20 protein-coding genes and 1 pseudogene are annotated in these 24,158 nt (G+C 73.9%); 10 read left to right on the forward strand and 11 right to left on the reverse strand.

All coding sequences use genetic code 11. The annotated features are described in order from the left end of the window. Together ACH4FX_RS33295 and ACH4FX_RS33300 are read right to left on the reverse strand one after the other, a co-directional pair. Positions 1-1,182, reverse strand: a complete 1,182-nt coding sequence (locus ACH4FX_RS33295) for a glycosyltransferase family 4 protein (RefSeq protein WP_398485165.1) — start codon at positions 1,180-1,182, stop codon at positions 1-3. 215 nt (positions 1,183-1,397) lie between these two features. Continuing rightward, positions 1,398-2,345 (reverse strand): DUF3068 domain-containing protein, encoded by a 948-nt coding sequence (locus ACH4FX_RS33300; protein WP_398485166.1) that lies wholly within the window; start codon positions 2,343-2,345, stop codon positions 1,398-1,400. 276 nt (positions 2,346-2,621) lie between these two features. Here ACH4FX_RS33300 and ACH4FX_RS33305 point away from each other — a divergent pair, with 276 nt between their 5' ends. Then, positions 2,622-2,765 carry a hypothetical protein gene (locus ACH4FX_RS33305; RefSeq protein WP_398485167.1) on the forward strand — a complete coding sequence of 48 codons (144 nt, stop codon included), beginning with the start codon at positions 2,622-2,624 and terminating at the stop codon, positions 2,763-2,765. Between the two features lie 14 nt (positions 2,766-2,779). After that, a complete protein-coding gene (locus tag ACH4FX_RS33310) occupies positions 2,780-4,015 on the forward strand; it encodes a PucR family transcriptional regulator (protein ID WP_398485168.1) in 1,236 nt (411 codons plus the stop codon). On the opposite strand, the gene ACH4FX_RS33315 is transcribed toward ACH4FX_RS33310, so the two are convergent. Next, positions 3,981-4,964: a GntR family transcriptional regulator gene (locus tag ACH4FX_RS33315; RefSeq protein WP_398485169.1), complete on the reverse strand. Its 984-nt coding sequence runs from the start codon at positions 4,962-4,964 to the stop codon at positions 3,981-3,983. The genes ACH4FX_RS33310 and ACH4FX_RS33315 overlap by 35 nt on opposite strands. A gap of 159 nt (positions 4,965-5,123) precedes the next feature. On the opposite strand from ACH4FX_RS33315, the gene ACH4FX_RS33320 reads away from it, so the two are divergent. Then, a complete protein-coding gene (locus ACH4FX_RS33320) occupies positions 5,124-6,746 on the forward strand; it encodes an MFS transporter (RefSeq protein WP_398485170.1) in 1,623 nt (540 codons plus the stop codon). Here ACH4FX_RS33320 and ACH4FX_RS33325 read toward each other — a convergent pair. From ACH4FX_RS33325 to ACH4FX_RS33335, 3 genes are all read right to left on the reverse strand, one after another. Beyond that, the gene (locus ACH4FX_RS33325) at positions 6,733-7,536 is read right to left on the reverse strand and encodes a maleylpyruvate isomerase family mycothiol-dependent enzyme (RefSeq protein ID WP_398485171.1); all 804 of its coding nucleotides are present in this window, start codon (positions 7,534-7,536) and stop codon (positions 6,733-6,735) included. The two genes, ACH4FX_RS33320 and ACH4FX_RS33325, sit on opposite strands and share 14 nt — an antisense overlap. Before the next feature lie 40 nt (positions 7,537-7,576). Then, positions 7,577-8,215, reverse strand: coding sequence for a disulfide bond formation protein DsbA (locus ACH4FX_RS33330; protein WP_398485172.1), 639 nt, complete (start codon positions 8,213-8,215; stop codon positions 7,577-7,579). 71 nt (positions 8,216-8,286) lie between these two features. After that, positions 8,287-8,760, reverse strand: coding sequence for a MarR family winged helix-turn-helix transcriptional regulator (locus tag ACH4FX_RS33335; RefSeq protein WP_398485173.1), 474 nt, complete (start codon positions 8,758-8,760; stop codon positions 8,287-8,289). 87 nt (positions 8,761-8,847) lie between these two features. On the opposite strand from ACH4FX_RS33335, the gene ACH4FX_RS33340 reads away from it, so the two are divergent. The 6 genes and pseudogenes from ACH4FX_RS33340 (at position 8,848) to rbsK (ending at position 16,663) form a co-directional block, all read left to right on the forward strand. Then, positions 8,848-9,870, forward strand: coding sequence for an NADP-dependent oxidoreductase (locus tag ACH4FX_RS33340; protein WP_398485174.1), 1,023 nt, complete (start codon positions 8,848-8,850; stop codon positions 9,868-9,870). Positions 9,871-9,965: 95 nt separating this feature from the next. Further along, on the forward strand, positions 9,966-10,394 hold the full coding sequence (locus tag ACH4FX_RS33345; RefSeq protein WP_398485175.1) for an organic hydroperoxide resistance protein: 429 nt from the start codon (positions 9,966-9,968) through the stop codon (positions 10,392-10,394). A 575-nt stretch (positions 10,395-10,969) separates the two neighbouring features. Continuing rightward, on the forward strand, positions 10,970-12,046 hold the full coding sequence (locus ACH4FX_RS33350) for a LacI family DNA-binding transcriptional regulator (RefSeq protein WP_398485176.1): 1,077 nt from the start codon (positions 10,970-10,972) through the stop codon (positions 12,044-12,046). Beyond that, entirely contained in the window at positions 12,043-13,674 is a 1,632-nt protein-coding gene (locus tag ACH4FX_RS33355; protein ID WP_398485177.1) for a sugar ABC transporter ATP-binding protein, read from the forward strand. Before ACH4FX_RS33350 ends, ACH4FX_RS33355 begins: the two co-directional genes overlap by 4 nt. Next, positions 13,664-15,756: pseudogene (locus ACH4FX_RS33360) on the forward strand (substrate-binding domain-containing protein). The gene ACH4FX_RS33355 and the pseudogene ACH4FX_RS33360 overlap by 11 nt, the downstream one beginning before the upstream one ends. Positions 15,757-15,763: 7 nt before the next feature. After that, positions 15,764-16,663, forward strand: coding sequence for a ribokinase (rbsK, locus tag ACH4FX_RS33365; protein ID WP_398485222.1), 900 nt, complete (start codon positions 15,764-15,766; stop codon positions 16,661-16,663). Between the two features lie 133 nt (positions 16,664-16,796). Here rbsK and ACH4FX_RS33370 read toward each other — a convergent pair whose 3' ends face one another. The 4 genes from ACH4FX_RS33370 to ACH4FX_RS33385 all read right to left on the reverse strand — a co-directional run bounded on the left by ACH4FX_RS33370 (position 16,797) and on the right by ACH4FX_RS33385 (position 20,482). After that, positions 16,797-17,543 carry a hypothetical protein gene (locus ACH4FX_RS33370; RefSeq protein ID WP_398485178.1) on the reverse strand — a complete coding sequence of 249 codons (747 nt, stop codon included), beginning with the start codon at positions 17,541-17,543 and terminating at the stop codon, positions 16,797-16,799. A 99-nt stretch (positions 17,544-17,642) separates the two neighbouring features. Next, positions 17,643-18,398: a carbon-nitrogen hydrolase family protein gene (locus ACH4FX_RS33375; RefSeq protein WP_398485179.1), complete on the reverse strand. Its 756-nt coding sequence runs from the start codon at positions 18,396-18,398 to the stop codon at positions 17,643-17,645. Continuing rightward, positions 18,395-19,771 (reverse strand): pyroglutamyl peptidase, encoded by a 1,377-nt coding sequence (locus ACH4FX_RS33380; protein WP_398485180.1) that lies wholly within the window; start codon positions 19,769-19,771, stop codon positions 18,395-18,397. The genes ACH4FX_RS33375 and ACH4FX_RS33380 overlap by 4 nt, the downstream gene beginning before the upstream one ends. 48 nt (positions 19,772-19,819) lie before the next feature. Continuing rightward, positions 19,820-20,482 carry a TetR/AcrR family transcriptional regulator gene (locus ACH4FX_RS33385; RefSeq protein ID WP_398485181.1) on the reverse strand — a complete coding sequence of 221 codons (663 nt, stop codon included), beginning with the start codon at positions 20,480-20,482 and terminating at the stop codon, positions 19,820-19,822. A 133-nt stretch (positions 20,483-20,615) separates the two neighbouring features. Here ACH4FX_RS33385 and ACH4FX_RS33390 point away from each other — a divergent pair, with 133 nt between their 5' ends. Beyond that, a complete protein-coding gene (locus ACH4FX_RS33390) occupies positions 20,616-23,231 on the forward strand; it encodes a beta-glucosidase (protein WP_398485182.1) in 2,616 nt (871 codons plus the stop codon). Between the two features lie 54 nt (positions 23,232-23,285). On the opposite strand, the gene ACH4FX_RS33395 is transcribed toward ACH4FX_RS33390, so the two are convergent. After that, complete coding sequence (locus ACH4FX_RS33395; protein ID WP_398485183.1) at positions 23,286-24,020, reverse strand: DUF4097 family beta strand repeat-containing protein; 735 nt, start codon at positions 24,018-24,020, stop codon at positions 23,286-23,288. Between the last annotated feature and the right edge of the window lie 138 nt (positions 24,021-24,158).

Here is a 24,158-nt window from a genome sequence, read left to right on the forward strand (position 1 = left end):
TCACCGCCCGGCGGGGAGGTCGAGGCGGGCCCGGGCGTACGATTCCGCGGCCACCGCCCGGAAGCTGTGGACCGTGGCGCTCCAGCGGAACCGGGCGGCCCGCCGTGCGGCGGCGGCGCCCAGGGCCGCCCGGCGCGGGTGGCTGAGCGCGAGCGTGCACCAGTGCGCGGCGAAGGAGCTCTCGCCGCGGGCCAGCAGGCCGGTCGTCCCGTCGTCCACCGAGTCGCGCAGGCCGGGGATGTCGAACCCGACCGTCGGGGTGTGCCGGGCGGCGGCCTCCATGACCACCAGGCCCCAGCCCTCGACCAGCGACGGGTGCAGCAGCAGCCAGGCGCGGCAGAGCAGTTCGTGCTTGTCCTGTTCGCTGATCCGGCCGGTGAAGTGCACGTCCGGGCCGGCCATGGCGGTCAGGCGGGCGCGCTCCGGGCCGTCCCCGACGATCACCAGCCGGCCGCCGGTGACCGGCCGTACCCGCTCCCACAGGCGCAGCAGCAGGTCGACGCGCTTGTACTCGACCAGCCGGCCCATGGCGAGGAACAGCGGCTCGGGCGACTCCGGGAGCAGCGGCCCCGGCTCGGCCACGCCGTTGTGCACCAGCCGGATGCGGTCCCGCGGCACGCCGAGCCCGCGCAGCGCGGCGGCGGTCGAGCCGGACACCGCGACCATGAGGTTGCCGCGGTGGGTGCCGGCCAGCGCCCAGTGCTCCAGACGGCGGCCGAGCCGGGCGGCGGGCGCCGGGTAGCGCAGGCCCCACAGGTCCGTGTGGACGTGGTTGACCAGGCACAGCGTCGGGCCGCGGTGCCACAGGGGGGCCAGGTACGGCATGCCGTTGCAGACCTCGACCAGCAGGTCGCAGGCGCCGACGCGGCGTGCCAGCCGGCGGGGGGCGCGCAGGAAGTGCCCGGCGTCGCCGCCCGCGGACACCACGCGGTAGCCGTGGTCGGCCGCGGGGCCGCCGCACAGCAGGGTGACCTCGTGGCCGTGCGCGGTCAGGCCCTGGGCGAGGCGGTCGACGAGCAGTTCGGAACCGCCGGCGGCGGGGTTGCCCAGGTCGCGGCGGGCGAGGAAGACGATGCGGTGGGGGAGCGCCGGAGCGTGCTGGGCGGGCTGGACGGGTGATGCCGGTGGTACGGGGGGTGTGGGCGGTGCGGCGGACAAGGACGGTCGTACGTGCTGGGGCATGTGCGCTCCAACTCGTCTCAGGGTGCGGTACCAGTTGTGTGGGGGGACGTACTGCGTACTGAGTCGTGCGGACCTGCCGGCCGTGGGGGACTGCGGGCGTGCGGGACGGGGGTGCATGAGCTGGATAGTGTTCGCCGCCCTGTTCGATGCGGCTACTCACCGGGGTGACAATTTCCGCCTCCGTCCGGCCTGACGCCTCATCACTTCGCGCAGGATCAGCTGAACCGCCGCCTCCCGCGTACCACCAGCACCACCCCGAAGAGCGTCAGCCCGCCGCCCGCCACCGCCGCCACGACCGGCGCCGTCTCGCCGACCCGCGCCAGCTTGGTGCTGTCCGCGTCCGCCAGCGCCACCTGCTTGCGCTGTGTCGCGGGCGTGAACTCCAGCCCGGTACCGCGCAGCAGGGTCACCGCGTCGGTCCGCGCCCCGGGGGCCCGCAGCGTCTTGTGGGGGGAGAGGGACGCGTTGATGATGCGGCCGGTACGCGGTTCGACGACCAGCTCGATACCGCTGTTCGCGTACCACTCCTCGGCCTGGACCTGGCCCTGCGCCGGCCGCCCGACCAGCCGGCCCGGCACCTGCCGGCTGCCCGTCCTGGTGGGCTCGACGGTCCCCGTGAACCGGTAGCCCTCGTACCCCTGCACCCGCTTGGTGCCGGCGAAACGGAGCGGGACCGCGGCGCCCAGGGTGTTGTCCCACCAGCGGTAGGTCCGGCGCTGCACGTCGAAGGGGAACTTCAGGTACGCCTCCCCCTCGAAGCGGGTCGGCGCCTCCTTGCAGCAGTGCACCGGGGCGTTGGTGCGCCGGTCGGTCACCCAGCGCTCCACCGTCCACTGGAACGCCCTGCGCGGATCCTTCAGCTCCAGCGTCGCCGGAGTGTCCACGGTCGTGGACACGTCCCACACGGCCCGCCCGCTGCGCTTGCTCTCCGCCACGTCCCCGAGCACGTGCCGGGTGATGGTGATCTTCTGCCGGTCCTTCGTGCGCAGCGTCTCGGCGTCGAAGTAGCTGCCGGTGCCGGTGAAGACGGTGGTCACATCGACGTCCACCGGGGTGCGCTGGGCGCGTGGCGCGACGTACCAGGCGAGCATCGGGGCGAGCACCAGAAGGAAGACGCCGAGTCCCAGCAGGACCAGGGAAAAGGGTGAGGCGGTCTTACGCATACGAGCACTCCTGAGGGCGGCGGGGGCAGTGCACGTGCGGCGTGGCGGTGGTCCGGGTGAACGGGCGGGAACCGTAGGCGACTGCTTGACATGCCGTCAATGCCCCCACACACTCGGCAAGCACCGCGGCCGACGCGGACCGGCACCCGGCCGGCGCGGCGGGACACCGCCGCCGCCGCTGTGCGGCTCCGCGCGCCCGTGGCCGTCCGCGGACCGGGCCGGACCGGTGCGCTGCGCAACCCTCGACGTACCTGCCACGAAGGGGCTCGCCGCGCCATGCACAGACTGCTCGCCGCCGTACTGACCTCACTGGCCGCCGCCGCCCTCGCCGTCGGTGCCGCCCTCGGCATCGTCGCCGTCCTGGACGCCACGCCCGAACAGCCGAACGTACCTCTGGTGACCTTCGACCGGACGCCGTAGGGGAGGACGCAGGCGTGGTGGAGACCGTCCGCTCGGCCTGGCGCGACGTACCCCCGGCGCAGGTACGGGAGTTCGCCGCCCGCGCCCTCGACGAGGTCCCGGCGCTCGCCCAGCGGATTCTGGCCGAGATCCGCCGGGAGTACCCGCAACTGCCGCTCGCGCTGGACGAGTACGGCGAGCCGCGTGCCCTGACCGGCATCCGGCAGTCTCTGGAGCACTTCGTCGAGCACCTGTCCGCCGGACTGGATCTTCCGCACGTCCACCCGCGCATCTTCCAGGAGTTCGGCCGCGGCGCGGGCATCCAGGGCCGCAGCCTGGACGCCCTCCAGGCGATCTACCGGCTGGGCGTACGGCTGGCCTGGCGGCGGCTGGCCGAGATCGGCCAGCAGGTGGCGATCCCGGCCCCCGCCATGTACGAACTGGCCGAATCCGGCTTCGAGTACCTGGACGGGCTGGTGGCCGAATCCGTACGCGGCTTCGCCGAGGCGGCGGCCCGCCAGGCGGGCGAGCGGCTGCGGCACCAACGGCGGCTCATGGAGCAGCTGTTCGCGGCGGGGACCCGCGCGCACACGCCGCCGGCGCTCACGGACCGCGCCGCCCGGATCGGCTGGGCGCTGCCCGAACGGGTCGCCGTGGCCGTACTGCTGCGCCCGGCCCGCGAATCCGTCGCACCGGCCGTCGGCGCGGACGTCCTGCTGGACATGGAGTGCGAACGGCCCCGCATGGTGGTGCCGGAACCGGACGCCGCCGGGCGCCGGGAACTGCTCCAGCGGGCCACGGCCGGGTGGTCGGGCGCGCTCGGCCCGGCCGTACCCCTGGCCGACGCGGCCAAGTCCCTGCGCTGGGCGAGCGCCGCCGTCGACCTGATGGAGCGCGGCCTGCTGCCCTCCGGACAGCTGCTGCACTGCACCGAGCACACCGAGGCGCTGGTCCTGCTGCCGCCCGAGGAGCTGATCGAGGACCTGACCCGGCGGCGGCTGGAGCCGCTGGCGCACTGCGGCCCCACGCACGGACGCCGGCTGGCCGAGACCCTGCTCGCCTGGCTGGAGACGCGCGGCGGCGCGCCCGAGGTGGCCGCCCGGCTCGGCGTCCATCCGCAGACCGTGCGCTACCGGCTGCGCCAGATAAGGGAATTGTGGGGCGACGAAGTGGACGACCCGGACCGCCGCTTCGAACTGGAACTGGTGCTGCGGGCCCGGCGGCTGCGCGGCGAACTCAGCGTGCCGGGCCGCCCGCCCTGCCCTCGCTGAACAGCTCGAAGCCGTCCAGCAGCCGGGCCAGACCGAACTCGAACATCGCGTCCAGGCCCAGCATCCCCGCGTCGTCCACGTCATTGATCCCCTCGTACATGGGGAACGCGCCGGAACCGATGATCCGCTCGTACTCCGGTTCCAGCGACGCCATCCACTGCTCCTGGTCCATGCCGGTCTGCTGCTCGGCCTCCAGGTCCTCCTCCAGGGCGGCCGCCGTGCCGCGGACGTGGTTGATCAGGGTCAGGGCCAGCCGCAGCTTGGTCAGCGGGTCGAACTGCGTCGCCGTGGCCATCGTCCACTCGATGAGGACCATGGCGTGCGGCATCGGCTGCGGGCGGGTGATCGACAGGTACTGGGCCACCCACGGATGCCGCTGGTACAGCTTCCACTGGAGACGGGCGCCGGCCTCCATCCGCGCGCGCCAGTGCCGCGGCGCCGGGTCGGGCAGCTCGACCTCGGCGAAGGTGGCGTCCGCCATCAGCATGACCAGCTCGTCCTTGTTCGCCACATGGCGGTAGAGCGCCATCGAGGAGACGCCGAACTCGGCGGCGACGCGGCGCATCGACAGGGCGCGCAGCCCCTCGGCATCGGCGATCCGGACACCGGCCCGGACGATGCGGTCGCGGCTGAGGCCGGAAGGGTGGCCGCCTCCTGCCGGGAGGGGATGGTGACCGCCGCTGCTGCTGCGCGGCCGGGGCGTGGAACCGCCGTCCGTGCGCGTCCCGGTGGCCGCGACCACCGTGCCGACGCCCGGCACGGCCCGCACCAGGCCCTCCTGGCGCAGTGTCGTCAGCACCTTGGTCGCGGTCGCCATCGCCACCCCCCATTCCTGGGTGATCCGCCGCGTCGAGGGCACGCGGTCGCCCGCGGCCAGTTCCCCGCTGTCGATGCGCCGCCGGATCTCCGCGACGATCCGGCGGTACGGGGGCGGGGTCGAACGGTCCACGGCGGCTACCTCCGTACTAGTGCACCAGGTGTCTGTGAGGGTAGCAGGAGCGTCCTGACGCGGGGGAGCGTACTGCGGTGCACTAGTGTGATGCACCTCTGCTGCCCAGATGTGCCAGGACGTTTGCGGTGTAAGCAAGCCCTGTCTACCTTGCTTGCCATGACGTTTACCCCGTACGCACCACCGCCCCGCGCCGGGCGGCGCGAGTGGACCGCGCTCGCGGTGCTCCTGCTGCCCTGTCTGCTCGTCTCGATGGACGTCTCGGTGCTCTACTTCGCCGTACCGTTCCTCTCCGCGGAACTGGCGCCCAGCGGCACCGAGCAGCTGTGGATCCTCGATGTCTACGGCTTCGTGCTCGCCGGGCTCCTGATCACGATGGGCGCCATCGGCGACCGCGTCGGCCGCCGCCGGCTGCTGCTCTCCGGCGCCGTCCTGTTCGGTATCGCCTCGGCGCTGGCCGCGTACGCACAGGGCCCGGGCATGCTCATCGCCGCCCGCGCGGTGCTCGGCATCGGCGGCGCCACCCTCATGCCGTCCACCCTGGCCCTGATCCGCAACCTCTTCCACGACGCCGGACAGCGCGGCAGGGCCGTCGCGGTCTGGTCCGGCGCCATGATGGGCGGCATCGCCGCCGGACCCGTGCTCAGCGGGGTGCTGCTGGAGCACTTCTGGTGGGGGTCGGTGTTCCTGATCAACACCCCGGCGATGGTGCTGCTGCTCGTGGCCGGGCCGCTGCTCCTGCCGGAGTTCAAGAATCCGGCGGCGGGCCGCTTCGACCTGGCGGGCGCGCTGCTCTCCCTGGCCGCGATGCTGCCGATCGTCTACGGCATCAAGGAGATGGCCCGCAACGGCGTCGCGGCACTGCCCGCGCTGGCCGTCGCCGCCGGCCTGCTGGCCGCCGCGGCCTTCGTCCACCGCCAGCGCACCGCGCGGCACCCGATGCTGGATCTGGAACTCCTCCGGCACCGCGGCTACTCGGGCTCCGTCCTGATGAACCTGCTGGCGATGTTCGCGCTGGTCGGCAGTGCGGTCTTCTTCACCCAGTACCTCCAGTCCGTACGGGGCATGGGCCCGCTGGAGGCGGCCCTGTGGAACGTGGTGCCGACCGTCGCGGTGGGCGGCATGGCCCCGGCCGCCGCCGCACTCGCGCAGCGCATGGACCGTGCCTTCGTCATCGCCGGCGGATTCCTGGCCGCCGCCGGCGGGTTCCTGTGGGTGTCGCGGGCGGAGGCGGACACGGCCCTGTGGATCGTGCTGCTGGGGGCGAGCGTCTATGCGGCGGGACTGGTGATGGTGATGTCGCTCGGCACCGAACTGGCCCTCGGCGCCGCTCCGCCGCAGCGCGCGGGCTCGGCCTCCGCGGTCCTGGAGTCCGGCTCGGAACTGGGCGGCGCGCTGGGCCTGGCGCTGCTGGGCACCCTCGGCACCGCCGTCTACCGCGGCGACGTCAGCGGGTCCGTGCCCGGCGGGCTGCCCGCGGGCGCGGCGGAGGCCGTACGGGAAACCCTGGCCGGGGCCGCGGCAGTCGCGGGGGAACTGCCGGGCCGGGCGGGGGAGGCGCTGCTGACGGCGGCCCGTACGGCGTTCGTCCACGGGATGCATGCGGCACTGCTCGGCGCGGCGGCCGTGATGGTGCTGGGGGCGCTGCTGGCGGCGGTGCTGCTCAGGGGCGTACGGACGCAGCAGCCGACGACGGACGGTGCGCTCCGGCGGGACACCTCGGATGTCCCGGACGCCTTGGACGCTCCGGCCGCGCCGGCGGCCCCGGTCAGCCGAAGCTGACCCGCTCCAGCCAGAGGTCCAGCAGCTCCCGGTCGCCGGATATCCGGATGCCGGGGCTGTCGGCGGGCAGCCGTCGGTAGACGACCAGCAACAGATCGGTCAGCGGGCCGCACACGGTCACGGCGGCCTCCTCCTGCGGGGCACGGCGCCAGGTGATGGCCGCGCCGGCCAGGTCGACCAGCCAGTCGGCGGCCGTCTCCGGCGCCGCGTCGGTGGCCCGGAACCGCAGCGTCCGGCCGGGGCCGAGCACCTCGCGCATCTGCGGGCGGTAATCGAGCGTCTGGGGCTGCGAGCCCAGTTCCAGCCATTCGGTGAGGCAGTCGGCGGCGACCTGCTCGTCGAGGGTGAACTCCGCACCGGCGGCCAGGAACGCGTCGGCCCGGTGGATCGCCGTCTCGTTGGCCATCCGGCGGGCGAAGAACGCGGCGGCCGGGCCCAGTCGACGTATCGGAACCCAGGCTTCCGCGCCCGGCCCGGCCGCCCGCAGGGTCTCCGCCAGCAGGGCGGCACCCTCGCCCAGCCAGCCGTCGAGCAGCACCGGGTCCTCGTCGGCGTACGGCGACAGGTCGCGGAAGTGGGCGTCGGGCGGGGGCTCGGTCGCGCCGGTGCGCACCACCTCCTCGACCCAGCGGTGGGCGCCGCCCAGGTGCCGCAGCAGCTGGCCGAGATTCCAGCCGGGGCAGGTCGGCACCGGGGTCCTGAGGTGGTGCGCCGCGCCGACGAGGGAGCACAACAGCTCGGTCTGCGCGACGATTTCGGCGCAGTGGCGGTCGTACGTCGAAGCCTTCATGACGCCACGGTAGGTCCCGCCACTGACAACCGGACCGTGCTCAGCTGAAGTCCAGGCCCCCGGTCCGGGTCCGCTTCAGCTCGAAGAACTTGTCGTAACCGGCGAGCAGCCGGGCGCCGTCGAAGACCCGCACCGCTTCCTCGCCGCGCGGGATCGCCGTCAGCACCGGGCCGAAGAAGGCGACGCCGTCGATGTGGAGGGTGGGGGTGCCGACCTCCTCGCCGACCGGGTCCATGCCCTCGTGGTGGCTCTTGCGCAGCGCCTCGTCGTAGGCCGTGCTGTCCGCGGCGGCGGCCAGTTCCGCGGGGAGGCCGACCTCGTCGAGCGCCTCCTTGATGACGGCCTCGTAATCGTCCCGGTCGTCGTTGTGCAGACGCGTGCCGAGCGCGGTGTACAGATCGCGCAGGACGCCCTCGCCGTGCTCCTGGGCGGCGGCGATGCAGACCCGGACCGGACCCCAGCCCTTGGCCAGCAGCTCCCGGTACTGCTCGGGCAGCCCCTCGCGGCCGTCGTTGAGGACGGACAGGCTCATCACGCGGAAGCGCAGGTCCAGATCGCGATGGCGCTCCACCTCCAGGATCCAGCGGGAGGTGATCCAGGCGAACGGGCAGAGGGGGTCGAAGTAGAAGTCAACCGTGTGGCGGGTGGTGTCCTGGGAAGGCGCATTCTGAGCAGTCATGGCGCCACGATAGTTCGCATCGCAACATTCGACCGGATGAAATGCGCCACGCCCTCTCCGTCAGGCCGGTATCAATCGGCCGTTTGCCCTCGTTCCCGTTCGCCGGGCCCGCCCGGCTCCGGTGTGGCGCCCAGCATCCGCTGGAGCAGGCCCTTGAGCAGCGCGCGTTCCGCGACGGACAGCTCGCCGAGCGGTTCGCGGGCGAAGTCCAGGGAGTCGTGCAGCCGTTCGGCGGTGATCCTGCCCGTCTCGGTGGGGGCGGCCAGTTTCACCCGGCGGTCGGCCGGATCCGGACGGCGCTCCACCAGGCCCCGGGACTCCAGCCGGTCCACGATCCCGGTCACGTTCGACGGTTCGCACTTCAGATACCGGGCTATCCGTCGCATGGGCATCGGCTCGCGGGAGAGGAGGCGGAGAACGCGCGCCTGGGCTCCGGTGAGGGAATGCTCGGCCGCCGCCCGCTCGTACTCCTCGTGATAGCGGGCCACGACGGTGCCGATGAGCTCGACGACCTCGACGGTCAGGTGGTCTGCGCGAGGAGTCATGACATCAGGATAGCGAATTGCTTGACAACATGAAATATCTAGGAGCATGGTTGTTTCAGGACCTGAAGCATTTAGGAGGAGCAGCCCATGTCCGCACTGCCCACGTCCGGCCGCGAATGGCACCTGGTCGCACGCCCGCACGGCTGGCCGAAGCCGGAGGACTTCGCGCTGCGCGAGGCCGCGGTCACCGAACCCGGCGAGGGACAGCTCCTCGTCCGCAACCTGTACTTCTCCGTCGACCCGTACATGCGCGGCCGGATGAACGACGTGAAGTCCTACAGCCCGCCCTTCAAGCTCGACGAGCCGATGGAGGGCGGCGCGGTCGGCGAGGTCATCGCCTCGAACGCCGACGGCATCGCGGTCGGCGACCACGTCCTGCACTTCAAGGGCTGGCGTGAGTACGCCGTCGTGGACGCCGCCAGGACCGCCAAGGTGGACGGCTCCCTGGCCCCCCTCTCCGCCTATCTGGGCGTGCTCGGCATGCCGGGCCTGACGGCCTACGCGGGCCTGCTGGAGGTCGCCTCCTTCAAGGAGGGCGACACCGTCTTCGTGTCCGGCGCGGCCGGCGCGGTCGGCAGCGAGGTCGGCCAGATCGCCAAGCTCAAGGGCGCCGCGCGCGTCATCGGCAGCGCGGGCTCCGACGACAAGGTCGAGCTGCTGACGAAGGAGTACGGCTTCGACGCCGCCTTCAACTACAAGTCGGACGAGTCCGTCAAGGAGCAGCTCCGCAAGGCCGCCCCCGACGGCATCGACGTCTACTTCGACAACGTCGGCGGCGACCACCTGGAGGCCGCCATCGACGTGCTCAACACCCACGGCCGCGTCGCCGTCTGCGGCATGATCTCGCAGTACAACGCCACCGAGCCGACCCCCGCGCCGCGCAACCTGGCGATGGTCATCGGCAAGCGGCTGCGCATCCAGGGCATGCTCGTCGCCGACCACAACCACCTGCAGGAGCAGTTCGTCCAGGAGGTGTCGGCCTGGGTGCGCTCGGGCGAGCTGAAGTACCGCGAGACCAAGGTCCGCGGCGTCGAGAACGGGGTCGAGGCCTTCCTGGGCCTGCTGCGCGGTGACAACACCGGCAAGATGATCGTCGATCTCACGGACTGAACCGGCACCGGGCCGAACAGGCCGGGCCACTAGGCTCGGCACCACGCCGTCGTGACCGTGGGCGCGAGTCGCGGCGAACCACAGGAGGATTCCTTATGGCCATCCAGCCCGTAGACGTCGTCTACACCGCCGTCGCCACCGCCGAGAACGGCCGGGACGGCCGCGTCGCCAGCGACGACGGCAAGCTGGACGTCGTCGTCAACCCACCGAAGGAGCAGGGCGGCAGCGGCGCCGGCACCAACCCCGAGCAGCTCTTCGCGGCCGGTTACAGCGCCTGCTTCCAGGGCGCGCTGAGCGTCGTCGCCCGCCAGGAGAAGGCGGACGTCTCCCGCTCCCGGGTGACCGCCAAGGTCGGCATCGGCAAGACCCCGTCCGGCGGCTTCGGTCTCACCGTCGAGATCACCGCCGCCATCCCGAACGTGGACGCGGCCACCGCCAAGGACCTGGTCGAGAAGGCCCACCAGGTGTGCCCGTACTCGAACGCCACCCGGGGCAACATCGACGTCAAGCTGACCGTCGCCTGATCCGGCGCACGACACCGAGGGTCGCATCTCCGTGCTGGGGTGCGGCCCTTGGGCGTATGGGGGCTGTGGGTGGGGGCGCGCCCTGGACTCGGGCGGCTCCGTGCGGGCGGAGGCGCGCGCGGTGTCGGCCCGTACGGGTGGAGGTGCGCTCCGTCTCGGTCCGTGCGGGCGGCCGTGCAGGTGCGCCGCTGCTCCGGTCTCGCCGCATCGGTCTCGCCGTTCCGGTCGGGCGGCACCGGCCGTGCGAACGCGTCCCTGTCCCGGTCTCGCCGTACCGGCCGTGCGGGCGGGATGTGCCCCGGGCCCCGGTTCCGGCCGTCACCGCCGCACCGCCGCTCCCCGTTCCCGGCCGTCCCGTGGGCGCGTTCCGGCCTCCCGGCGCCCCGGCCGCCCGGCCTGCCACTATCGCTCCCGCCCCTTCGCTGTGACGCAGGCCACTCTTCCCACTCCTTGACGCCACCGCCGTGTAATCGATTACGTATGGCCCACACGAAATCGATTACACACCGCTGTGCGATCGAGACGCCAGGAGCTGCGGTGTCCTCGACCGGCTTCACGGAAGGGCAAGGGCGCCCATGGCGAAGATCAAGGACGTGGCCGAGCGGGCCGGGGTGTCCGTGGCCACCGTCTCCCGGGTGCTCAACGGGCGCAGCCCGGTCGCCGAGACCCGCGAGCGGGTGCTCGCCGCCGTCGAGGAACTGGGCTACCGGCCCAACAACGTCGCCCGCGCCCTGCGCACCGCCCGTACCGGCGCCCTCGGCCTGGTCATCAGCGACCTGACCAACCCGTTCTTCACCGAACTCGCCGACGCCGTCGAGGACGCGGCCCGCGGCCTCGGCTACAGCCTGGTCATCGGCAACGCCGCCGAACGCCCCGGCCAGCAGGACGACTACATCCGTACGCTGCTGGACCGCCGCATCGACGGCCTGCTGGTCAGCTCGGCCGGCACCGGTTCCGCGATGCTGGGCGAGGTCGTCGCCTCCGGCACCCCGCTGGTACTGCTCGACCGGATCGTGCCCGGCATCGACGCGCCCTGCGTACGTGCCGACGGCAGCGCGGCGCTCACCGCCCTCGCCGCGCACCTCGCCGCCCTCGGCCGGCGGCGCCCTGCGATCATCGTCGCTCCGGCCGGCACACCGACCGGCGACGAGCGGCTGGCACTCTTCCGTACGGCCCTGGCCGCACACGGCATAGCGCTGCCGGACGAGCGGGTCGGCTCCACGCCCGACCTCCGGCACACCGGCGGCCGGCAGGTGATGCGCGGCTTCCTGGACCTGCCCGAACCGCCCGACGCCGTCCTGGCCACCGACAACCTGATGGCGCTCGGCGCGATGGACGAGATCCGCGCGCGCGGGCTGCGGGTGCCGGGCGACGTGGCGCTGGTCGTGTACGACGACGTGCCGTGGTTCGCGCACACCGACCCGCCGCTCACCGCCATCGCCCAGCCCACCCGCGAACTGGGCCGGGCCGCCGTGCGCACCCTGCTGGCGCGGATCGAGGGCCGCCCGGCCGATTCCGTACTGCTGCCGGCCCGGCTCGTCACCCGCCGTTCCTGCGGCGAACCGGCCGGCGACCAGGGCGCACCGGCCACCGGCCGGAAGGAGAACACGGCCCAGGAGGAGCACACCCGACAGGAGAGGGGCAGCGCATGACCGACGTCAACGACGACGTTCGGGAGGACGCACCGGCCGGCCGCGAACTGCTGCGCGTCGAGGGGGTGACGAAGTCGTTCCCCGGCGTACGGGCCCTGGACGGCGTGGACCTGAGCCTGCGCGCGGGCGAGGTGCACGTCCTGCTCGGCGAGAACGGCGCGGGCAAGAGCACCCTGATCAAGATGCTGTCCGGCGCCCACCGCCCGGACGCCGGCCGCATCCTCGTGGCCGGCGGCCCGGACGGCGCCCACGAGGACCTCCGCGAGGTCCACGTCCGCACCGCGCAGGACGCCGAACGGCTCGGCATCGCCACCATCTACCAGGAGTTCAACCTCGTCCCCGGGCTGACCGTCGCCGAGAACATCTTCCTCGGCCGGCAGCCGCGCACCGCGCTCCGCCTCATCGACCGGAAGACGATGCGGGCGCGCGCCGCCGAACTGCTGCGCCGGGTGCGCCTCGACGTCTCCCCGGACGCCCCGGTCGCCGAACTGGGCATCGCCCGCCTCCAGATGGTCGAGATCGCCAAGGCTCTGAGCCTGCGCGCCCGCGTCCTGATCATGGACGAACCGACCGCCGTACTGACCTCCGAGGAGGTCGAGACGCTCTTCGCGATCGTGCGCGAACTGCGCGACGAGGGCGTCGGGATCATCTTCATCACCCACCACCTGGAGGAGATCGGCGCCCTCGGCGACCGGGTCACCGTGCTGCGCGACGGCCGTTCGGTGGCCGAGGTCCCGGCCGGCACCGGCGAGGACGAACTGATCCGGCTGATGGTGGGCCGGGACATCGCCGAGCAGTACCCGCGGCAGCGCCCGGACGCACCGGGCGCGCCGCTGCTGCGCGTACGCGGCCTGACCCGGCACGGCCCCAACGGCGCCCCGGTCTTCGAGGGCGTGGACTTCGAGGTGCGGGCCGGTGAGGTCGTCGGCCTCGCGGGCCTGGTCGGCGCGGGCCGTACCGAGGTCGCGCGGGCGGTGTTCGGCGTGGACCGCTACGACGCCGGGAGCGTCGAGATCGACGGGCGGGTGCTGGCGCCCGGCGACGTACGGGCCGCGATGCGGGCCGGGCTCGGCCTGGTCCCGGAGGACCGCAAGGGCCAGGGCCTGGTCCTGGACGCCTCGCTCCAGGACAACCTGACGCTGGCCCGGCTGCGCCGGGACACCCGCGGCGGCCTCGTGGACCGGCGCGGCCAGCGGCGGGCGGCGGCCGAGGTGGCCGCGCGGCTGAAGGTGCGGATGAGCGGGCTCGGGCAGCCCGCCCGCACCCTCTCCGGCGGCAACCAGCAGAAGATCGTCATCGGCAAGTGGCTGCTGGCCGACACCCGGCTGCTGATCCTGGACGAGCCGACGCGCGGTATCGACGTCGGCGCGAAGGTCGAGATCTACCAGCTGGTCAACGAGCTGACGGCGGCCGGCTGCGCGGTGCTGATGATCTCCAGCGACCTGCCCGAGGTGCTCGGCATGAGCGACCGGGTGCTGGTCATGGCGCAGGGACGGCTCGCCGGTGAGCTGTCCGCCGACGAGGCGACGCAGGACGCGGTGATGGAGCTGGCCGTACGGTCCGGCGCCGGCGCGTCCGGTCCGCACGACACGAACGAGAGCGCGATGGAGGGCTCCGATGTCCGCTGATGTGAAGACGGGAGCGGGCGCCGAGGCGGTCGGCGCCGCCCCGCCCGGTACCGGGTTCGGCCCCTGGTTCACCCGGGCCGTCCTGAAGAACGGCCCGCTGGGCGGCCTGATCGCCCTCGTCGTGGTGATGGCGGCCCTGTCCGGGGACTTCCTGAACGGGCAGAACCTCCTCAACGTCGGCGTCCAGGCGTCGGTCACCGCCGTCCTCGCCTTCGGTGTCACCTTCGTGATCGTCTCGGCGGGCATCGACCTGTCGGTCGGCTCGGTGGCCGCCCTCAGCGCCACCGTGGTCGCCTGGGCCGCGACCGACGCCGGCCTGCCGGTGTGGACCGCCGTCCTGCTGGGCCTGGCGGTCGGCGCGGCGGCGGGCCTGGTCTCCGGCGCGCTCGTCGCGTACGGGAAGCTGCCCGCCTTCATCGCCACGCTCGCGATGCTCTCCATCGGCCGCGGCCTCGCCCTGGTCATCACCGGCGGCTCGCCGATCGCCTTCCCGGCCTCGGTCAGCAGGCTGGGGGACACGCTGGGCGGCTGGCTGCCCGTCCCCGTCCTGGTCATGATCGCGATGGGGCTGATGGCGGCGCTGGTCCTCAACCGGACGTACGCGGGCCGCGCGATGTTCGCGATCGGCGGGAACGAGGAGGCGGCCCGGCTCTCCGGCATCGACGTCAAGCGCCGCAAGCTGGTCATCTACGCGCTGTCCGGGCTCTTCGCGGCGGTCGCCGGCATCGTGCTCGCGGCCCGGCTGACCTCCGCCCAGCCGCAGGCCGCCGTCGGCTACGAACTCGACGCCATCGCCGCCGTCGTCATCGGCGGCGCCAGCCTCTCCGGCGGCTCCGGCAAGGCGTCCGGCACCCTCATCGGCGCGCTGATCCTCGCCGTGCTGCGCAACGGCCTCAACCTGCTGAGCGTCTCGGCGTTCTGGCAGCAGGTGGCCACCGGCCTGGTCATCGCGCTGGCGGTGCTCCTGGACACGCTGCGGCGCCGGAGCGGGCGATGAGGCGGCGTACGGGTACGGAGCCGGCCGGCGGGCGTATGGGGCCGACCGGCACGCGTACGGGCAGGGGCGCGGGGCGGCTCGGCGGGCGTTCGGGTACGCGGCCGACCGGCAGCCGTACGGGCCTGACCGGCAGCCGTACGGGTCCGACCGGCAGCCGTACGGGCCCGATCGGAAGGCGTACCGGCCTGCTCGGCGCGGCCGCCCTGGCCGCCACCCTCGTGCTGTCCGGCTGCGACCGCGGCGGCGACACGGACCTGGGCCTGGCCCTGTCCACCCTCAACAACCCGTTCTTCGTCGGCATCAAGGAAGGCGCGCAGGCCGAGGCGGACCGGCGCGGCCTGCACATCAACATCACCGACGCGCAGAACGACCCCATGCAGCAGATCAACCAGATGGAGACGTTCACCAGCCAGGACGTCAAGGCGGCGATCATCAACCCGGTGGACTCCGACGCCGCCGTACCGGCCGTCGGGGTCGCCAACCGGGCGAAGGTGCCGGTGATCTCCATCGACCGCGGTGTCAACGGCGGCGACGTCGGCTCGACCATCGCCTCCGACAACGTCGCGGGCGGCCGGCTCGCCGCGCGGACGCTCGCCGAATCCCTCGGCGGCAAGGGCAAGGTGGCCTTCCTGGAGGGCCAGCCCGGCACCTCGGCCGCCCGCGAGCGCGGGCGGGGCTTCGAGGAGGGCATCAAGCGGTACCCGGGCATCGAGGTGGTGGCGCGGCAGCCCGCCGACTTCGACCGGACCAAAGGTATGGACGTGATGTCCAATATGCTCCAGGCACACCGGGACATCGTCGGCGTCTTCGCGGCCAACGACGAGATGGCCCTCGGCGCCGCCAAGTCGCTCGGCGCCAGGGCGGGCAAGGACGTGAAGATCGTGGCGTTCGACGGCACGCCGGACGGCGTCGCCGCCGTCCGCGGCGGGACGCTGACCGCCACGGTCGCCCAGCAGCCGAAGCTGCTCGGGAAGCAGGCCGTGGAACAGGCGCTCAGGGCGGCGCGCGGTGAGCGTCCGCCGAAACAGGTGAAGGTGCCGGTCGTGCTGGTGAACAGCGAGAACGCGGCGGAATTCGATGGGTGAGAAGCAGATGTACGACGTACTGGTAGTGGGCTCGGCCAATGCGGACCTGACGGTCCGGGTGGCGCGGCGGCCCGGCGCGGGGGAGACCGTGCACGGCTCCGACCTGGTCGAGTCGGCGGGCGGCAAGGGCGCCAACCAGGCCGCTGCCGCCGCCCGGCTGGGCGGCCGGGTCGGGCTGCTGGCCCGGGTCGGCGACGACGCGTACGGCGAGCTGCTGCTGGACGCGCAGCGCGCCGCGGGCACGGACGTCACGCACGTCATCGCCGCGCCCGGCACCCGTACCGGCACCGCCATGATCATCGTGGGCCCGGACGGCGACAACAGCATCGTCGTCTCCCCGGGCGCCAACGCGGCGCTCACCCCCGCGGACGTGGCCGCCGCCCGCGATGTCATCGCCGGGTCCGCCACCGTCTCCCTCCAGCTGGAGGTCCCGATGGAGACGGTACGGGCCACCGCGGCCACCGCCACGGAGACCGGCACCCGGGTCGTCCTCAACCCGTCCCCGACGCCCGACCGCCTCGACCCCGAACTCCTCGCCGCCGCCGACCCCCTCGTCGTCAACGAGCACGAGGCGCAGCAGCTCGCGGGCCGCGGCGAAGGCACCCCGGAGGACTGGGCCCGCGCGCTGCGCGACCAGGGTGCCCGCTCGGTCGTCGTCACCCTCGGCGGCGACGGCGCGCTGGTCGTGGACGGCGAGGGGAAGAGCGAACGGGTCGCCGGGGTGAAGGTCGAGCCGGTCGACACCACGGGCGCCGGCGACGCCTTCACCGGCGCTCTCGCCACCCGCCTGGCCCGCGGCGACTCCCTCCCGGACGCGGCCCGCTTCGCCGTACGGGTCGGCGCCGCCGCCGTCACCAAGCCGGGTGCCCAGCCGTCCTACCCGACGCTGGACGAACTCCCGTCCTGAGCCGGGACCGCGGCGGGGGCGCCGCACTCGGGCCGCCCCCACCCTTGCCCCGCCCCGTCATTGCCGGGGCGGGGTGGCGGAGGCGGAGGTTGTCAGGGGAACGGCGGCCACCGCGGCGCAGCCGGGCAGGCGCTCACTGGTGGGCGCTGATCACGCCGCCGGCGCTGAGCACGATGTACACACCGTTGGCATCGAGCCCGGTGTCGTGCTGGTTCGCCTCCAGCGTGCCGTACACCGCGCCCTCGTTCCCGAGGATCTCCGCACGGTACCGGAGCTCGCCGGTCTTCGTGACCTTGGCCGTCCAGCCGCCCGCGAGCTTGAACGTGCCCGGGCCGCGGTGGCCGCCGCCCATCCAGGAATGCACCTGACCGGTCGAGGTGAGCACGACGAACATGTCGTTGGCGTCGAGCCCGGCGTCGTGCTGGTTCGCCTCCAGGGTGCCCAGGACCGAACCACGGTTGACGATCTTGGCGAGGTAGTGCTGGGTGCCTCGCTGGTAGATCTCGGCCTTGCTGCCGTCCGGCAGGGGCTGGGTACGGACCGGGGACGCCCCCTTGCCCGTGCCGGCGCGGGAGCCGCCCGACTGCTTGCCGACGGTCCCTGACGTGGTGCCGGCCCCCGACGTGGTGCCGGCCTGGGTGCCGGTGTCCGCCTTGGTGCCGGGGGCCTGCTTGCCGGCGGCGGGGGCCGCGGCCGTGGAGTCCGTGGCGCCGGCATCCGCGGCGACCAGGCCCGTACCCGCCTGGCCCGCGGCCTTCGTGCCGGAACCGTCCGAGCCGGAGCAGGCGGTCAGGGTGAGGGCGGCGGCTGCGGTCAGGGCCGCGGCGGCGACGCGCAGGGTGCGGCGGCGGGCGGTGCGGGCGGTGGCGGTGGAGCTCATTTCGGGGGTCCCCCAGGCAGTCGGTGTCGTGTCTCCTCGGTACGTCACCCACTCTGTCCGGGGCCGCTGGCGCCCGGCTGCCGCTCCGCTAACACCTGGCTAACGCGGCCGGATGTCCGGCCCGGCCGCCGGGCGCCGGCCGACCTCGGCCAGGGCCAGGCCCGCTGCGTCCGTCAGCCGCGCGAGGCACGTCCCGTCCGCCGCCCATATGCCGCTGTGCCCGCAGGCGACGCCCGGGCTGCCCGGGCCGGTGGCGTTGGCGAGCAGCACGTCGAGCGCGTGGTCCCGCGCCAGGGCGGCGTACCGCTCCGTGCGGTCCACCGAGTCGTGGAAGGAGCTGGCCAGATACACCTGGCAGCCGTCGGCCGCGGCCCGCTCCGCCACCTCGGGGAAGGCGTTGTCGTAGCAGGTGGCGAGGGCGAACCTCAGGCCGCGGAAGGTGAAGCGGCCGCCCGCGGCCGGCCCCGCGGTGAACAGCTCGTTCTCCCGGCCGTGCAGGTGGTGCTTGTCGTAGCGGGCCAGCGGCGCGCCGTCCGGCCCGTACACGAAGGTGGCGATCGTCATCCCGGCCGCGGTGCCCGACGGGCCGCGCCCCGGGCAGTTGACCACCGCGGCGACGCCCGCCGCCCGGCAGGCGTCGCGGACCGGGGCCAGACGCGGGTCGTCCGGCGCGAGGACATACCGCTCCGGGGCGGCGGCTATCGCGTCGAGCTCGTAGTTGGTCAGGGCCAGCTCGGCGAGGACGACCAGCTCGGCGCCGCGCCCGGCGGCCTCGGTGATCAGGCCGGCCGTGCGCGCCGCGTTGGCCTCGACGTCCAACGCGGCGGACGGGAACTGCGCTGCTGCGACGATCATTTCCCCATCATGCCCGGTGCCACTGACAACGCGGCGGTCAGGATGTTCCGCACCTGCCCGGTGATCGCGTTCCGGTTCCGTACGAAGTCCGGATCGGTGACCGTGCCGGTCACCGGATCGGTGTTCCCGGCGCCGAACTGGAGCACCGGCGTGTGCAGATGACCGCCCGGCACCGTCAGCCGCAGCGCGTCGCGCAGCAGCGTCGCCCGGTAGCCGATCTCGTTGGACAGGTAGTCACCGCCGCCGCCCGCGCGGGCCGCCGAGCCCGGCGTGGGCCCGTCGGGCCGGTCGACGGGCACCGTGCCGCCCGCCGGGATCTCGGTCACCGCCGTGTTGTCCCGGACCGGGAACGGCCCGGTGGGCGCCGCGGTGAGCTGCGCGTACGGCAGGGTCGTGGTGGTCCACTGCGGCTGCGGCCGGACGGTCGGCACGCCCTTCGGCACGGGCACCGTCCCGGTCCGCGACTCCCGTGCGTTGTCCGGGTAGCCGCCCCGCCAGGCGCCGTTGATCCGCTCCAGATCGAACCGTCCCGGCCGGCCCTGGCTGATGGTGGTGAACAGGTCCACCTGGTGCGGCCCGCGCCGGAAGGACGGCAGCAGCGTCCGTTCCACCGTGTCGGCCGCGAAGTCCGCCCACCGTACGGGGAAGACCGCGGTCTCGATGCGGGCGAGCCGTCCCGAGGACGTACGGACCGTCGTGCCGTCCAGCGCGAGCGCCGCGGCCCCGGACGGGTTGCTGCGCCGGGCGTCCGCGTCCAGCTGGAACGGGTCGAAGCCGGTCACCACGGCGCGCAGCACCCGGGTCCCGGGACGCCGGCCGCCGGGCAGGTCGATCGAGTCCTGCCCGCGCGAACCGCGTTCCAGCGCCGCCAGCAGCGTGTCCCGCCGGCCGTCGGACAGCCGGAAGTCCGGCTTCCACTCCCGCAGCGCCTTGGTCATCCCCAGCCGCGCCCAGTACAGCGGCCGGTCGTCGTCCCGGCTCAGGTCGCCGCCCTGCGGTCCGCGCCCCTGGACGCGGTCCACCGCGCGCCGCCACAGCGTGCGGCCCGCATCCGTGACGTACCGTTTCGCCGCGCCGTACGACTCCACCCGCGCGAGCCCGTCGGCGAACGTCCCGGCCACCCCGGCGAACCCGCTGCGCCGCAGGATCTCCTGCGGCACGGGCTGCGTCAGCCGCTGCTCCTCGGCGGTCGGCGTACCGGCGGCCGGCTGCCGTGCCGCGGTGGGGGCAGCGGTGCCGGTGGCGCCGGCAGCACCGGCAGCACCGGCAGTGCCGGTGGTGGCCGCTGTGGCGGAAGGTGCGGAGAGAGCGAGCGGGGCCGCGGTCAGCAACGCGGCGCCGAGCACGCCCAGCCTGGTACGTATGCGTCTCATGGGGTGAGTAAAGCGGCGCCGTGCTGCCGACGGAAGGGCTTGATCCGTTCAGGACGGCGTATCCGGCCCTTCGCCCTCCGGGGGCCGGCGCCCGGCTCCCGTGTCCCCGAGCAGCGCCAGGAAGTCCCGGAACGCCGCCGGCATGTCCACTTCTTCCGGCTCCAGCAGCCACTGGAGCTGGAGCCCGTCCATCACGGCGGCCAGCAGCGGCGCCGCCCGCTCCGGCGTCAGCCCGCCCGGCAGCCGGTCGCCGAACTCCGCCCGCAGCGCCTCGGCCAGCGTCTCCCGTACGCGGCGGAAGCGCCGTTCGAAGAAGTCCCGGGCCGGGTGGTCCTCGGTGACGCTGTCCCCGGACAGGACCGTGTAGGTCTGGACGACGCCGGGCCGTTCGGCGTTGTAGTCCACCAGCGCGGCCAGCGTGTCCGTGCGCCGGACGCCGGAGGCCGCGGCGGCGGACGCCGTGTCCCAGCGGTCGCGCTCCTCCAGGACGCCGACGAGCAGCAGCTCCTTGCTGGGGAAGTGGTGCAGCAGGCCCTGCTGGGTGAGGCCGGCGCGCTCGGCGACGGCGGCCAGTGAGGTGCCCCGGTAGCCGCGTTCGGCGATCAGCTCCATGGCGGCCTGGAGGATCGCCGCGCGCCGTTCCTCGCGCTGCGCCGCGCGCCCGCCGCCGCTCCGGCGGTCCGTCCGCCACGCCTGGTCCCGTGCAGTCACCGGCCGAGCGTAACCCCGCCGCCCGCCCCACCCGTACGATAACCAGAAGATAACGATGCCTACCGTTCGCCAGGTGGAGCGGTCACAATCGGGCCGGGGTCCCGGAGCCGTACGTCCACGTCAGGAGAGCCGTATGACCGACCACCGAAGCGCCTACGCCACGGCAGTCGCCCCGGCCGTCGAGGCGGCCCTGGGGAAGCTGGACCTCGACACCAAGGCCCGGCTGCTGTCCGGCCGGGACGTCTGGACGCTGCCCGCCGTCCCGGAGATCGGGCTGCGGTCCCTGGTCATGTCGGACGGGCCGATCGGCGTGCGCGGCCAGGGCTGGGGCGCCGAGGACCCGTCCGTCGCGCTCCCCAGCCCCACCGCGCTGGCCGCCGCCTGGGACCCGGGGCTGGCGCGCCGCGCGGGCCGGCTGCTCGCCCAGGAGGCGCGCCGCAAGGGCGTGCACGTCCTCCTGGCGCCCACCGTCAACCTGCACCGCTCCCCGCTCGGTGGCCGGCACTTCGAGTGCTTCTCCGAGGACCCGTACCTGACCGGCGTGATCGGCGCGGGGTACGTCGCCGGGGTCCAGGACGGCGGGGTGGGCACGACCGTCAAGCACTTCGTGGGCAACGACGCCGAGACCGAGCGCTTCACCGTCGACAACCGGATCGCCCCGCGCCCGCTGCGCGAGCTGTACCTGGCCCCCTTCGAGCACATCGTCGAAAGTGCCCGCCCCTGGGGCATCATGACGGCGTACAACCAGGTCAACGGCTCGACGATGACCGAACACCGCGAGCTGGTCGCCGGCGTCCTGCGGGACGAGTGGGGCTTCGACGGGGTCAACGTCTCCGACTGGACGGCGGCCCGCGACACGGTACGGGCCCTGCGCGGCGGACTGGACCTCGCGATGCCGGGGCCGCACACGGTCTTCGGGCCGCCGCTCGCGGCTGCCGTCCGGGCGGGCCGGGTCACGGAGGCCGAGGTGGATGCCGCGGTGCGCCGTGTGCTGCTGCTCGCCGCCCGCACGGGCTGCCTGGAGGGCGTCCCGGCCGCCGTCGCCCCGGAGGACGTACCGCAGGCCATCGACGGCCGCGCCCTGGCCCGCGAGATCGCCCGCCGCTCCTTCGTCCTCGTACGGAACGAGCCGGTCGTACGGGGCGAGCCGCTCGTACGGAACGAGTCGGCCACAGGGGGCGAACCAGCTGTACGCGATGAACCGGCCGTACACGATGAACCGGACGCCCCCGGAACACCGCCCGCCCCCGCCACGCCCCGCGCCCTCCCCCTGAACCCCCGCGCCCTCCGCAAGGTCGCCGTCATCGGTGCCGCCGCCGAGGACGCCCGGGTGCTCGGCGGCGGCTCCGCCACCGTCTTCCCCGAGCGGATCGTCTCCCCGCTGGACGGCCTGCGCGCCGCCCTGCCCGCCGGGACCGAAGTCGCCTTCGCGGTCGGTGCCGACCCGCGCACGAAGGTCCCGCACGCCCGCGCGGGCTTCGAGCTGTGTGCCCGCTACTACGACGCGGACGGCGCGCTGCTCGCCGAACAGCCGCAGGCCGACGGCAAGGTGCAGGCCCTGGGCCGGTTCCCGGACGGCGTCACACGGCGCAACCTGCACCGCGTGGAGCTGACCGGCAGCTTCACCCCGCGGACGTCCGGCGCCCATACCTTCGCCGTCTCCGGCACCGGCGAGCTGCGCCTGACCGTCGGCGGCCGGGTGCTGTTCGACGCCCCCTGCGCGCCGGGGACGGACGACCCGTTCGAGGCGTTCATGAACCCGGCGGAACACCGGCTGGAGGCGGAGCTGACGGCGGATCAGCCCCTGGACGTGACGCTGTGCTTCGTGCCGCGCAGCACCGCACTGGGCGCGGACATGCCCGCACTGACCTTCGCGCTCGGCCACGCGGAGCCGCGGCCCGACCCGGACGCCGAGCTCGACGCGGCGGTGCGGACCGCCGCGGACGCGGACGCCGCGATCGTGGTCGTGGCCACCACCGAGGAGACCGAGTCCGAGGGTTTCGACCGCGCGGACCTGGCCCTGCCGGGCCGCCAGGACGAACTGGTCTCCCGGGTGGCCGCGGCGAACCCGTACACGGTCGTGGTCGTCAACTCCGGATCACCGGTGGAACTCCCGTGGCGCGACCAGGTGCCCGCCGTCCTGCTCGGCTGGTTCCCGGGCCAGGAGGCGGGCGCGGCGCTGGCCGACGTCCTGCTGGGCGCGCACGAGCCGGGCGGCCGGCTGCCGACCACCTGGCCCGCCCGCCTGGCGGACGCACCGGTCACCCAGGTCACCCCGGTCGACGGCGAGATCCGCTACGAGGAGGGCGTGTTCATCGGTTACCGGGCGTGGCAGCGCCGGGCGCGCGAACAGGCGGGCCCGGCACCGGCGTACCCCTTCGGGCACGGCCTCGGCTACACCGACTGGAGTTACGAGTCCCTGGAGGCGACCCCGGCACGCGCCCGCGTCCGGGTGCGCAACACCGGCCCGCGCCCCGGGCGCGAGATCGTGCAGATCTACCTCGCGCCCCTGACCAGGGTGGCGGGCGACGTACCGCTGGAGCGCCCGGACCGCTGGCTGGCCGGCTTCGCGAGCGTGGAGGCCGCCCCGGGCGAGACGGCCGAGGTGGAGATCGCCCTGCCCCGCCGCGCGTTCGAGGTCTGGGACGAAACGGCCGCCGCCCGCCGTTTCGTCGACGGCACCTACGCCGTCGAAGCGGCCCGCAGCAGCACCGACCGACGGCTGACCGCGCAGATCACGGTGGCCTGACCGCGCACGGACGGGCGCGCCGGGAGCGCGGCCGGGCCGGTGACCGGTCCCGGCTCAGCGGCCGGCCCGCACCTCGACATCGCCCCCGTCGCTGTGCACCTTGATCTTGTGCGGCGAGCTGCCGTCCACGGTGCCGGTGACCCTGCGGTCGCCGCCGTCCGTGGTGGCGTCCACCGCGTAGCGGTCCTGGGGGAGGCGGACGGAGACCCGGCCGCCGCTGGTGTGGCCGTCCACCCGGTCCGGGGTGGCGGTGAAGCGGGCGTCGATGTTGCCGCCGTCGGTCTCCACGGCCGTCTGCTTGGCCGTGCAGTCCCGGAGGGCGATGTCCCCGCCGCTCGTCCGGGCGCTGACGGCGCCCGCCGTCCCCTGGACGTCGATGTCGCCGCCGTCGGTCCGGAGGGTGACCGCCACCGAGCGCGGCACCCGTACCTCGTAGTTGACGTTGCACTTGCTCATGGCCCGCCCGCAGTCGTCCGCGGTGAGCTTGAGGCTGCCGTCCTGGAGGGAGTGCCGGGTGTCGGGCTTGTGCTTGCCGTATTCGAGCCGTTCGGTCACCTTGACCCGGTCGCCGGCCGCGTCGTCGGCGACGATCCTGATGTCGCCGCCCGGGGTCGACACGTCCAGCTTCGCGGTCCGGCCGTCCACCGTGTACGTGCGCTCGCTCTGGGTGACCTTTTCGGTCAGCTCGCAGCCGGTGACGGCGACGGCCAGCGTGACGAGCGCCGCCGCGGCCAGGGCGGTACGGGTGGTGCGGTGTCCGGGCCTGGTGGCGGCGCGGCGTCCGGTCATGACGGGTCCCCCCGGGACGAGAGCGGTGTGGGTGGGTGCCGAGGGGTGTACGGGGCCGCCGCGCACCGCCGTTCGGACAGGCACTCATCCTCCCGCGGCCCGCGACCCGTACGGATCCCCAGCAGGAATGATCTCCCG

Origin of the sequence: Streptomyces sp. NPDC018019 (genome assembly GCF_044327805.1) — a bacterium.
Classification (GTDB): Bacteria; Actinomycetota; Actinomycetes; order Streptomycetales; family Streptomycetaceae; genus Streptomyces.